Consider the following 12538-nt stretch of genomic DNA (forward strand, 5'->3'; position numbering starts at 1 on the left):
CGATTCGACAAATACCGGCGTCGTCGTCGGACGAAACGACATCCCTCAAACGCCTTGTTCAGGTTCCGTGATGCATTGATCACCCCTGCAAGCAGGCTAAAGGATTTGCTTTCCGAGCTATGTACGGCGGACAACACAGCCATCAAGAAACGTCGGAAGCTTCGGCGATGAAGACCTATCTCGTCGCGGGCGCGACGGGTTTCGTGGGCGCGGAACTCGTGCCCGCGCTCGAAGCGCGCGGTGCGCGCGTCGTGCGTCTCGTGCGTGCCGTGAGCGCCGAGCATGTCGCGGATGTCGCCGATGACGGACGCCGGGCCGCGCCGCCCGACGACCTCGAAGCCGGCGACGATTTCACGCGGATCGACGCCGCGTGGCCGGCCGGTTTCACGCCCGACTGCGTGTTCCATCTCGCGGCGCGCGTGCATGTCATGCGCGACACGGCGAGCGATCCGCTCGCCGCGTTCCGCGCGGTCAACGTCGAGGCGACGCTGCGCGTCGCGCGCGCCGCCGCGCGCGCGGGCGTGCGCCGCTTCGTCTACGTCAGCAGCATCAAGGCGCTCGGCGAGGACAGCGATCCGGGACGCGCGTTGCGCGAGTCGGACCCCGCGCGTCCCGACGATCCGTACGGGATCTCGAAACGCGAGGCCGAACTCGCGCTGTTCGAACTCGGCCGGCAAACGGGGATGGAGATCGTCGTGATCCGGCCGCCGCTCGTCTACGGACCGGGCGTCGGCGCGAACTTCCTGAGCTTGTTTCGTGCGGTCGCGCGCGGGCTGCCGTTGCCGCTCGGCGCGGCGAGCGCGCCGCGTAGTCTCGTCGCGGTCGAAAACCTCGTGTCGGCGATGCTCGCATGCGCCGAGCACCCGGCTGCGTCGGGCGAGATCTTCCATGTGTCCGACGGTCACGACGTGTCGGTCGCCGAGCTCATCGAGCTGATGGCCGCGGCGCTCGGGCGGCGCGCGCGGCTCGTCGCGATTCCGGCGTCGATGCTGCGTCTGGCCGGCCGCGTCACGGGTCGCGGCGAGGCCGTGCGGCGCTTGATCGATCCGCTGCGGCTCGATATCGGCAAGCTCCGCGAACGGCTCGGATGGACGCCGCCCGCGACCGTGCAGACGGCCTTGAGCCGTACGGCCGCATGGTATCGTTCCGACTTTCCCCATTGACCGCCGGACCGCTGCGTGACCTTGAGCTTTACGAACACCTTGCTCGCGACGGCCGTCGTCGCGTTCGTCGCCAGCGCGCTGGTTCTCGCGCTGTTGCTCGGCACCGGCGCGGCATGGAAGCTCGCGATGGACATTCCGAATGCGCGTTCGCTGCATACGCGTCCGACGCCGCGCGTCGGCGGCTGGGCGGTGACGCCGGTCGGCACGCTGGTGATCCTCGCCGTGTCGCGATCGCTGTGGCCGCTCGCCGTGCTCGCGCTGTTTCTCGGCCTGCTCTCGCAGATCGACGATCGGCGCGGATTGCCGGCCCGCTATCGATTCGCCGGGCATCTTTTCGCGGCGATCGCGCTCGTCGCGCTGCGGCCGCCCGTGGACGCGCTTTGGCTCGCGGCGCCCATCGTCGTCGCGCTCGTCTGGGTCAGCAATCTCTATAACTTCATGGACGGCGCGAACGGTCTCGCGGGCGGCATGGCCGTGCTCGGGTTTGCCGGGTATGCGTGGATGGCCGGCGCGTCGCATCCGGATCTGTGCCTCGCGGCGGCCGCGGTGTCGGCCGCGGCGGCGGGTTTCCTCGTGTTCAATTTCCCGGGTGCGAAGGTCTTTCTCGGCGATGCGGGTTCTATCCCGCTCGGCTTTCTCGCGGGCGGCCTCGGATATTGGGGCTGGCAGACGAAGGTCTGGCCGTTCTGGTTTCCGCTCTTCGTCTTCGCGCCGTTCATCTTCGATGCGACCGTGACGCTGCTCAAGCGGCTGTTGCGCGGCGAACGCTTCTGGGAGGCGCATCGCCAGCACTACTATCAGCGCATGATCGGCATGGCCGGCGCGCACACGCCCGTCGTGCTGCTGTGGCACCTGATCATGGCGTGCGGCATTGCGCTCGCGTGCGCGTCGATCGCGCTGCCGGGCCTGTGGCCGCTCGCGGTGCTCGCGGGCTGGCTGCTCGTGCTCGCGGCGCTCGGTTGGACCGTCGATCGACGCTGGCGTCACGCGCCCGCGTACTGAGGACCGACAGACGATGCGTACGCTCAAACAGATGGTGTTCAACGCGCGCGTGCTGTCGCTCGCGGCGTTCATATTCGACGTCTCGGCCGTCGTCTGCACGTGGATCGCGGCCTATCTGATCCGTTTCAACGGCCCGCCGCCGGGGCCGTTCGCGCATGGCGGCGTGCGCGCGATCCTCTGGGTGACGCCGCTCTACGCGGTCATGTTTCGCGCGTTCGGCCTCTATCGCGGCATGTGGGTTTTCGCGAGCCTCCCCGATCTTGTGCGCATCGCGAAGGCCGTCGTCGCGGGCGCGCTGCTGACGACCGTCGTCGCGGCGATGCTCCAGCCCGTGCCGCCGATTCCGCGCAGCGTGCTGATGGTCGGCCCGATTCTGTTATTCCTCGTGATGGGCGGCGCACGCGGTTTCTATCGCGCGTCCAAGGAGTTCTATCGCTACGGCGGCCTCGTGAGCCAGGGCAAGCCCGTGCTCGTGATCGGCGCGGGCGAGGACGGCGCGAGCCTCGCGCGCGAGTTGCGCCGTTCGCCCGAATGGCGTCTCGTCGGTCTGCTAGACGACGACGTGGCCAAGCAAGGGCGCGAGATTCACGGGTATACGGTGCTCGGTGCGATCGGCGATCTCGCGCAGCTCGCCGAGTTGCATCGCGTCGAGAACGTGATTATCGCCATGCCGAACGCGACGGCCGAGGTCCATCGCCGCGTCGCGACGCTCTGCGTGCGCGCCGGTGTCAATGCGATGGTGCTGCCCGCGTTGACGCCGATGACGCAAGGCTTGCCCTTCCTCACGCGCGTGCGTCAGATCGACCTCGAGGATCTGCTCGGGCGCGAGGCGGTCTCGATCGATACGCCGCATGTCGAGGCGCTGCTCACGGGGCGCGTGGTCATGGTAACGGGCGCGGGCGGCTCGATCGGCTCCGAGCTTTGCCGCCAGATCCTGCGCTTCAATCCGGCTCAGCTCATCGCGTACGAGATCTCCGAATTCGCGATGTACAAGCTCATCGAGGAAACGCAGGAGCGCTTCGCGCAGATTCCGGTCGTGCCGGTCGTCGGCGACGTCAAGGATTCGCTGCTGCTCGACCAGGTCATGCAGAAATACGCGCCGCATATCGTTTATCACGCGGCCGCGTACAAGCACGTGCCGATGATGGAAGAGATCAACACGTGGCAGGCGGTCCGCAACAACGTGCTCGGGACCTATCGCGTCGCGCGCGCGGCGATGCGGCACCACGTCGATCGCTTCGTCATGATCTCGACCGACAAGGCGGTGAACCCGACGAACGTGATGGGCGCATCGAAACGTCTCGCCGAAATGGCCTTGCAGTCGCTTCAGCAGCAGACGGACGCCACGCATTTCGAAACGGTCCGCTTCGGCAACGTGCTCGGCAGCGCGGGCAGCGTGATTCCGAAGTTTCAGCAGCAGATCGCCAAGGGCGGGCCCGTGACGGTCACGCATCCGGAGATCACGCGCTTCTTCATGACGATCCCGGAGGCCGCGCAACTCGTGCTTCAGGCGTCGAGCATGGGCGAGGGCGGCGAGATTTTTCTGCTCGACATGGGCCAGCCCGTGCGGATCGCCGATCTCGCGCGCGACCTGATCCGTCTATACGGTTTCCGCGACGACCAGATCAAGATCGTCTACTCGGGACTGCGCCCGGGCGAGAAGCTCTACGAGGAGCTGCTCGCGGACGAGGAGACGACGCGGCCCACGCATCACGCGAAGCTGCGGATCGCGCGCGCGCGCGAGGTGCCCGGCAATCTGCTCGACGAGCTGCTGCCGTGGCTCATGCAGCATCGGATCCCGGGCGATGACGAGGTGCGGCGCGAACTGCGCAAGTGGGTCGTCGAATACGCGCCGGCCGTGACGCCCGTGCTGACGTCGATCGCGTCGACATCGACATCGAACGGCTAGCGCGCGGCGAAGGCGTCAGGCGCTCGCTTCAGGCGCTGGCGGCCGGCAGGCTCTCGAGGGGGCTGTGCAGACTTGCGTGCATCGCGTAGGTCGCGAGCTTGAGAATCGAGGCGGCCGGGTCTTCGGACATCGTGCTGACGACGAGATCGGGATGCGCGGGCGCTTCGTACGGGGAATCGAGCCCCGTGAAGTTGCGGATCTTGCCCTGTTCCGCAAGCTTGTAGAGACCCTTCGGATCGCGTGCGCGGCAGGTCGCATAGTCGGTGTCGACGTACACCTCGTGGAACAGCCCGCCGACGGCCGCGCGTGCGTTCGCACGATCGATTTCGAACGGAGACACGAGCGCGACGAACGTCGTGATGCCGGCCCGCGAACAGAGCGCCGCCACCTCCGACGCGCGCCGCACGCTTTCGGCGCGGTCTTCCGCCGAGAATCCGAGGTCCTTGCTGAGGCCCGCGCGCAGCGCGTCGCCGTCGATGACGATGGTCCGGAAGCCGCGGCGTTCGAGCAGCCGGCTCGCCCCGATGGCCAACGTCGATTTGCCGGCCCCCGACAAGCCCGTGAGCCACAGCACGGGCGCGGCCCACGCGGTCGGGGCGATCGGGTGGATATGGCGCGCGACGCCCGTTGCGGCCAAGGCCGTTTCATGGATATTCACTGTCTTGGGGGCACTCACCTTCACTCTCCGCGATCGCTTTACCGCAGGCTTTACCGTTTCTTACGGAAACTAAACAGGTAAATGATCGCATGCTTTTGCCCGTGCGCGTGATGACTCAATATGACGTCCATATTGCAGACGGTAACAAAATGACGTTTTCGCGTGCGAGCGCCTGGCGTGCGGGCCTCGCGGTCGCGCCGGATCGGTGCCGAGCGGCGCGGGCGGACACATCAGAATGCATCAGGACGCGTCGGACGGGGCGCCAACCCTGCCGACGACGGCGGCCGATTCGATCCAGATCCGCCATTGCGCCGGGAAATCGAACGTGGCATCGGCCTCGAACGCTGCGTCGAGCGCCGCGTTCAGCGTTTGGCCGCGCGCCAGCGCGGTCCACGCGCGGTGCGCGGCCTCGGACTGGTCGAGCACCGTCGGTTGCCAGGCGGGCCGTACGACGAGCACATACGCGCGCGTGTCGATCACCGCCGGAAAGACGCCGTCCGGTTGATGCGCGGTCCAGATGCGCGCGATTGCATACGGCGACGCGATCGCCGCGCACGCGGGGTGAATTGCGATGCGCGCGTCGAGCAGGTCCGCTTCGACCGCGGCCCAGTCGGCGACGCTGAACGGTGTCACGTCGGCGGCGTAATAGGCGGCGTGCACGGCCCATTCGAGCGCCGCAATATCGCCGAAATACGCGAAGCGCGGGTCCGTTTCATACGTCGGTACGAAGGCCGCCATCGCATGGCCGAATCCGTGCAGGTCGCCGCTCGCCGGCGGATGGGCCGCGCCATAGGCACGTGCAAGGCGCTCGAAGTAGGGCGCGCCGACGAGCGACCGCAACACGGGATACGCATTCGACAGCGCGGCGTGCCGATGCGCGTGAACGTGGCCGCGATAGAGCGCCAGGCGGGCCTCGATGAGGTTTTGAGGCGGGGCGCCGATCGGTGTCTCGATATTGGCATCGATATCGGCCTCGGCGCGGGTCTCGATACGGGCCTCGGTGTCGGCTTGGGTACGGGCCGTGATATCGGGCGCGGTATGGGTCACGGCACGATCCGCAGCCGTTTGATCGGCGCAGACGAGCGCGTCGGCGAGCAAGGGCGTGTGCGTCGCGTCGCGGATGGCGTCGGCAAACCGGATCTGCAGGTCCGTCAGCGCATCGCGCGTGTCATGCGCGTCGGCCGCGTCGCGTGTGTCGTCATGGGCGGACATCGGGTGCCTCATGCCTATCGATCGATGCGTCGCGCATCGACGCGAGCACGCGATCGCGCGTCTCGCGTGCGAGCGCGGCTTCATCGAGCAGCACGTCGAGCGCGGGCACGTCGGTGTCCCATTCGATGAGCGCCGGGACGTCGCCGAAGCGGCGCACGGCATGTTCATAAAGCCGCCAGACGTCGGGCGCGACGCGCGCGCCATGGTCGTCGACGACGGCGACCTCGGTCACGCGATGGCCCGCGAGATGGATTTCGCCGACGCATGCCGGCGGCAGCGCGTCGATCGCGGCGATCGGATCCTCGCCGTGATTGCACGCGTTCACGTAGAGGTTGTTGACGTCGAGCAGCACGCCGCACCCCGTACGCCGCGCGAGTTCCGCGAGGAAGCCTGTCTCGCCGAACGTATCGTCGCGAAAGCGTAGATAGGTCGAGACGTTCTCGATAAGGACCGGTCGGCGCAATGCGTCCTGTACACGTGCGATGCGCGCGCACAGCCGATCGAGCGCATCGCGGGTCAGCGGCATCGGCAGCAGGTCGTTCAGGTGGCCCGCGGGCGTCGCGCCCCAGCACAGATGTTCGGATACGGCGGCGGGTTCGATGCGCGCGGCGAGCCGTGCGAGCTTGGCGAGGTGTTCGAGATCGAGCGGCGTCGGCGAGCCGAGGCCGAGGCCGACGCCGTGCAGGCTCACAGGCAGATCGCGTCGCACGGTCGCGAGCACGTGCAGGTCGTAGCCGCCGTCGCCGAAATAGTTTTCGCTATGGACTTCGACCCAGTCGATCGCGGGCACGCGCGCGAGGAAGTCGCGATAGTGCGCATGCCGCAGCCCGATGCCGACGCCCGACGGCGCGCGGGCGCGCGTTTGCCGTGCGTGTGAAGCCGTGGGGTTCGATGCGTTCGACATGTTCGAGGCGTTTGATGCGCTCGTCATGCTCGCTGCGCGCATTGTGCTCATTGCGCTCGCTGAGGACGATGAGGACGATGAGCACGACGCGGCAGCCATGAAGGCGCGGCGCTCAGTGTTCGACCTTGCCGCCCATCTTTTCGCAGGTGCCCTTGGGCACGTTCTTGAAGTCGCCCTTGTCGTGGTCGACCTTCGCCTGTCCGGCGCAATCGTGCACGCCGGTCTTGCTCGCGCAATCGTTCTGGCCGGCCTTCGCGATGCCGAAGCACGCCACGTTGTCATCGGCATGCGCGACGCCGGTTCCGGCGGCGGCGAGTCCGGCCAGCGCGGCGGCGACGAGCGCCTGGCGCGTGAGTTTCGGGTTCATGCGGGATCTCCTCGAAATCGGCGGCGCAGCGCCGCAAGCGGAGATTATCGCGCGCGGACGCGCGGCCGTCGTCAGACCTTTGCCGACGACGCTTCGCGAGGCGAGGCGATCCCCGGCGGGATCTCGCTTTGCAGACCCGTGGCCGCGATCAGCCGGTAGAGCGTCGCGCGCGATACGCCGAGTTCGTTCGCGGCTTCGCTGAGGTTGTAGCCGTTGCGCTTGAGCGCGCTCGCGACGGCCTCGCGTTCGGCGCGATTGCGGATCTCGGCGAGCGTTTCGGCGGGGCCCGCCGACGACGTGTCGAGGCCGAGATCGACGGCGCTCAGCACGCGATCCTCGGTCATGACGACCGCTCGCCGCACACGGTTGATGAGCTCGCGTACGTTGCCGGGCCACGCGTAGTTCATCATTGCGATCGTCGCATCGGCCGAGAACCCGCGGATTTTCCGGTGTCCGTCCTGCATATACATGCGCAGCGCATGGTCGGCGAGCAGCTTGATGTCGCCGCCGCGCTCGCGCAGCGGCGGCTCGACGAGCCTGAGCACGCAGAACCGGTGATAGAGGTCGGCCCGAAAGCGTCCCTGAGCGATCGCTTCGTCGAGATCGACGTGGGTCGCCGAGATCACGCGCACGTCGACGCGGACCGACTCGCGGCCGCCGAGCCGTTCGATCGTGCCTTCCTGAAGAAACCGGAGCAGCACGGCCTGACATTCATGCGGCATGTCGCCGATCTCGTCGAGAAACAAGGTCCCGCGATGCGCGGCCTCGATACGGCCGATCTTGCGCTGCAGTGCACCCGTGAATGCGCCTTTCTCATAGCCGAACAGTTCGGCTTGCAGCAGCGACGGCGGAATGGCCGCGCAATTGATCGCGACGAACGGTTCGCCCGCGCGCGCCGAGCGGTCGTGCACGGCTCGCGCCGTGAGTTCCTTGCCCGTGCCCGATTCGCCCGCAATGAAGACCGACGCGTCGTTCGTCGCGCATCGATCGATGCGGCGATAGAGTTGCTGCATCGCGTCGCATTGACCGATCATCGCGTGCCGGCCGAGCACGGCGTCGCGTGCGACGGCCGGCGCCGCGTCGGCGGCGCGTTTGAGGCGCGCGAGGCCATGCGCATGGCCGAGCGCGAAGCCCAGGCGTTCGACCGGACACGGCCGCGTGACGAAGTCGAAGCAGTAATCGAGGATGAACCGGCATACGCCCTCGTCGTCGATCTGACCGGGCGAGATCATCGCGACCCAGATGGCGTTGCCGCGTTTGACGAATGCCGCGAGCGCGGCAAGCTCCTGAGGGCTGCTGTCGTACGCGACATCGACGAGCCCGACGTCCGCGGTCCGATCGGCGAGGGCGCGTTCAGCCTGCGCCGTGGTGCCCGCGTGCACGACGGTCCAGCCCAGGCGCGCGAGGTCCGCGAAGGCGGCGTCATCTTTGTCGGCGGCCAGCCAGACGACGGTGCGTACCGTGTCGTGGGCCGTGTCGGTCTGATCCATGGTTGCCCCGATCCCTATCCCGATGCGCGCGTTCGATCCGCGCGCGGTTCGTCTCGTCGACGTTTCGACGACGCGGTCGCGGCGCATCAAGGCCGGCGGCGCCCGAGTCGGGTCGGTTCGGGGGAAAAAACACCGTTCGCGTGCTGCGCCGTGACGGCGTCCTGTGCCTCGCGTTTCAAACGCCGATTCGTCATTGCGTCACGCCGTGTTTCTGATGACGTGCGTGTGAATCACCCGTTTGTAACGGTCCCTTTACACTTCGAAACGTAATGGCCTGCTTCTGGGATCGCGCTCTGGGCGGCGCGTGTTAATGACATTAATCAAAAGCGATTCTTTAGACAAGCCCTGCGGAATAAAAGATCGGGAAACTCCTTAAGTCAGACTTATCAGATCATATTTGTCAAACATCTGATGAATTGATTGAACCGATCTATCTCAAACCCTTTATCCATGGGGTTGAATGGAAGAATGACCCGATCTGTCATTTTATTTTCCCGATTCATTTAACAGATGAATCAGCGTCTCGCCGAGATTTAAGCGTGACATGCCGGGCAAAGGCGTTCGTCGTACGACATGACGTCGCTTTCAAAAAAGTATTTAGCGCGACGGATCGCGTGGAATCACATGCGTTCCAAATAGAAAATCGAGTCGTTACATGTGTAACTGAGTGTTACACATAACGAGCGTACCGACGGCGAGCCCGCGCATGCCACGACGCGTCGATTCGACGGCGAGTGTGTTCAGCCGCAGGCGCCGACTTCGCCGCATGCGGTGCAGAAGTCGCATCCGTCCTTGCGGATCACGGCGTTCGCGCCGCACGTCGCGCACGTGCTGCCGTGCATCGGCAGCAGCGCATGCGGGGCGCCGTTCGCGATGCGCGTGTCCGGCATGGCGTCGTTGCCGGTCACGGGACCCGCGACGCCGCCCGGAGGTCCGGCGAGTCCGTCCGCGCCGATACCGCGCGGGAGCGACGCCGCGCCGGCCGTCGTTTCGCCCGGGCCCGGTGCCTCGGGCGCGCGTTCGGCGCGCAGCCGCGCGAGTTCGCGCGACGGGACCTGGCCGCCCTCCGCGTCGAGGAAGCCGCGGCGGTAGAGAATCTGCTGGATCGCGTAAGCGAGCGCGGCGACTTCCGAGTCGTGCCAGCGCGGCACGCGATGCCCGTCGAGCCGCTTGACCTCGCCCAGACGCACTTGTCCGCGGTCCCACGACACCTTGCGCAGGTCCTGCAGATTGCGCGCGACGAAGCCGCCGCGCGCGGCGAGCGACAGCGAGCGCATCGTCGCCGTGATCCATTGCTGCGATTCGTCGCGCTGACCCGCCGGCATGAAGAACTCGATCGGCCGGTCGATCGTGACGTCGGCGCCGCCGAGCCGCCCCGTGACTTCGAGAAACGACACCGCGACATAGAGCGACTTCTTGCCGGCGGCCGTCAGGTACTCGACCTTCTCGATGATCGCGGGCAGCTCGCCGCGCGGACGGTGATCGATCGCGATGCGCAGCGGATCGGTCTCGCTATCGAGGTAGAGATCGGGATCGGGGCTCGGCGCATCGCTCGGCGTGCTCGGCGGCGCGACCGACAGGACCGCGCCGAGCGTCGTGTTCGGACGGTAGGTCGCGAGTCCCTTGAGACCTCTGCGCCAGGCTTCGACATAGAGATCCTCGAAGGCCTCGAACGGATAGTCCTCGGGCACGTTGACGGTCTTCGAGATCGACGTATCGATGAACGGCTGCACGGCCGCCATCATCTCGAGATGATCTTGGGCCGACATGTCGAGCGCGCTGACGAAATAGCCAGGCAGCGCGGCCGTGTCGCCGCCGAGTTCGCGATAGAGGCGATACGCATGATCTTCGACGGTCGTCGTCTGATGCGATCCGTCGGCCAGGCGGCGCGTACGCTGATAGGTCCATGAGAACGCGGGCTCGATGCCGTTCGAGGCGTTGTCCGCGAACGCGAGACTCACCGTGCCCGTGGGCGCGATCGAGAGCAGATGGCTGTTGCGGATGCCGTCGCGCCGGATCGCATCCTGCAGCGCCTGCGGCAGGCGCGATGCGAACGTGCCGGGCGCGAGATAGTCGCGCGCGTCGAAGGCCGGAAACGGCCCGCGCTCGCGCGCGAGATCGACCGACGCCGCATAGGCCGCATCGCGCAGCGTCTGCGCGATGCGCGCGGCGTAGTCGCGGCCCTCGGCGCTGTCGTAGCGCAGGCCGAGCATCACGAGCGCATCGCCGAGCCCCGTGAAGCCGACGCCGATCCGGCGCTTCGCGTGGGCTTCCGCATGCTGTTCGCGCAGCGGCCAGAGCGTCACGTCAAGCACGTCGTCGAGAAAGCGGACCTGCGTGCGCGTGCTCCAGATCAGGCCGTCCCAATCGAACGACGCGACGCCGCCATGGCGCGCCGCAAACGGGTCGACGACGAAGCGCGTGAGATTCAAAGGGCCGAGATTGCAGCAGCCGTAGGCGGGCAGCGGCTGCTCGCCGCAGGGATTCGTCGCGCGGATCGTCTCGATCGCGCGCAGGTTGTTGTCCTCGTTCATGCGCGAGACGAAGACGACACCGGGTTCGGCGACGTCGTACGTCGAGCGCATCACGACGTCCCAGATCGCACGCGCGCGGATTTCCTGATAGACCCATTTGCCGTCGGCGCGCTGTCGTACGGCGTTCGACGCCTTGAGCGCGGGCGACGGTTCGGCGCGATGCGCGAGTTCCCAGACGGCGTCGTCGGCCACGGCCTGCATGAACGCATCGGTGACGGCGACCGAGACGTTGAAGTTGTTCCAGCGTCCCTGCGCGTGTTTGGCCGTGATGAATTCGAGCAGGTCCGGATGATCGCAATCGAGGATGCCCATCTGCGCGCCGCGTCGCGCGCCCGCGCTTTCGACCGTGCGGCACGATGCGTCGAAGACGTCCATGTAGCTGCACGGCCCGGACGCGGCGGATCCCGTCGAATGCACGCGCGCGCCCTTGGGCCGGATCGCGGAGAAGTTGTACCCGACGCCGCCGCCGCGGCGCATCGTTTCGGCGGCCTGAAGCAGCGCGACATAGATGCCGGGCAGACCGTCTTCGTCGACGCCCTGGATCGAATCGCCGACGGGCTGGACGAAACAGTTGATCAGCGTCGCCGCGATATCGGCGCCCGCCGCGCTCATGATGCGTCCCGCGCCGAGCGCGCCGCGCGCGAAATTCTCGACGAACGCTGCTTGCGCATCGGCACGCAGCGGCTCGGGCTCGGCCTGCGCGACGCCGCGCGCGACGCGCCGGTAGATCGCGTCGACATCGGTCTCGTCGCCTTTGGCGTATTTCTCGAGCAGCACGTCCGCGCAGATCGGTTGAGGCGCGGGCGCGGCATGCGCCGGGGTCGAGATGCGCGGCGGCGGCGGCGCGAACGGCGCGGGCATCGCGCGGATGCGCGGTTGCACAGGCGTGCCCGATGCGCCGGCATCCGGCGCGACGGAATCGTGCTGCAGGTCTTCGGCCATCTGGGTCCTCGCGGCATGCGGGCTCCCGCTAGCTTATACCTGTCGAAGCCCTGTCGCCGGCATGGGCTTCGGCTCGAATTCGCTCCGTAAAGTTCGCCCTGTAGCGCGCCGTAACGCAACGGCATACTGCGCCCGCCCGCGGTATGCCAAGGGCCCACGGGTCCTGCGCGTCGTATGGCACGTGAGGTCCATAGCCGGCATATCCGGCTGGACGCCGCTCGCCGCAGATGGCTTTCGTCGTAGGCAAACTGGCGGATTCAGCGCGTGTGTTTTATGCTTTTGCCCCATGCGTTCGACGGTCTGCATGGCCTGCTCGAGGTCGCCCCGTCTCCGGCTCGGTACGCCGGTCACTCATCT

9 protein-coding genes are annotated in these 12538 nt (G+C 67.1%); 3 read left to right on the plus strand and 6 right to left on the minus strand.

Annotation, left to right across the window (positions count from 1 at the left end):
- The first annotated feature begins 167 nt into the window (after positions 1-167).
- The 3 genes from D7S86_RS03975 to D7S86_RS03985 are packed head-to-tail and all read left to right on the plus strand — an operon-like array spanning position 168 to position 4074.
- Positions 168-1163 carry an NAD-dependent epimerase/dehydratase family protein gene (locus tag D7S86_RS03975; RefSeq protein ID WP_121084290.1) on the plus strand — a complete coding sequence of 332 codons (996 nt, stop codon included), beginning with the start codon at positions 168-170 and terminating at the stop codon, positions 1161-1163.
- Between the two features lie 21 nt (positions 1164-1184).
- Positions 1185-2165: an MraY family glycosyltransferase gene (locus tag D7S86_RS03980; protein ID WP_240648003.1), complete on the plus strand. Its 981-nt coding sequence runs from the start codon at positions 1185-1187 to the stop codon at positions 2163-2165.
- A 13-nt stretch (positions 2166-2178) separates the two neighbouring features.
- A complete protein-coding gene (locus tag D7S86_RS03985) occupies positions 2179-4074 on the plus strand; it encodes a polysaccharide biosynthesis protein (RefSeq protein WP_240647973.1) in 1896 nt (631 codons plus the stop codon).
- 28 nt (positions 4075-4102) lie between these two features.
- Here D7S86_RS03985 and cysC read toward each other — a convergent pair whose 3' ends face one another.
- The 6 genes from cysC to D7S86_RS04015 all read right to left on the minus strand — a co-directional run bounded on the left by cysC (position 4103) and on the right by D7S86_RS04015 (position 12100).
- Positions 4103-4750 carry an adenylyl-sulfate kinase gene (gene cysC, locus D7S86_RS03990; protein ID WP_240647974.1) on the minus strand — a complete coding sequence of 216 codons (648 nt, stop codon included), beginning with the start codon at positions 4748-4750 and terminating at the stop codon, positions 4103-4105.
- 222 nt (positions 4751-4972) lie between these two features.
- The gene (locus D7S86_RS03995; RefSeq protein ID WP_158601852.1) at positions 4973-5944 is read right to left on the minus strand and encodes an HvfC/BufC family peptide modification chaperone; all 972 of its coding nucleotides are present in this window, start codon (positions 5942-5944) and stop codon (positions 4973-4975) included.
- Positions 5931-6875, minus strand: a complete 945-nt coding sequence (bufB, locus tag D7S86_RS04000) for an MNIO family bufferin maturase (protein WP_166444090.1) — start codon at positions 6873-6875, stop codon at positions 5931-5933. Before bufB ends, D7S86_RS03995 begins: the two co-directional genes overlap by 14 nt.
- 85 nt (positions 6876-6960) lie before the next feature.
- On the minus strand, positions 6961-7215 hold the full coding sequence (locus tag D7S86_RS04005; RefSeq protein ID WP_121083622.1) for a BufA1 family periplasmic bufferin-type metallophore: 255 nt from the start codon (positions 7213-7215) through the stop codon (positions 6961-6963).
- A 71-nt stretch (positions 7216-7286) separates the two neighbouring features.
- Positions 7287-8705: a sigma-54-dependent transcriptional regulator gene (locus D7S86_RS04010; RefSeq protein ID WP_121083624.1), complete on the minus strand. Its 1419-nt coding sequence runs from the start codon at positions 8703-8705 to the stop codon at positions 7287-7289.
- A gap of 740 nt (positions 8706-9445) precedes the next feature.
- Entirely contained in the window at positions 9446-12100 is a 2655-nt protein-coding gene (locus D7S86_RS04015) for an adenosylcobalamin-dependent ribonucleoside-diphosphate reductase (RefSeq protein ID WP_121083626.1), read from the minus strand.
- Between the last annotated feature and the right edge of the window lie 438 nt (positions 12101-12538).

Origin of the sequence: Pararobbsia silviterrae, assembly GCF_003628125.1 — a bacterium.
In the GTDB taxonomy this organism is placed as follows: domain Bacteria; phylum Pseudomonadota; class Gammaproteobacteria; order Burkholderiales; family Burkholderiaceae; genus Pararobbsia; species Pararobbsia silviterrae.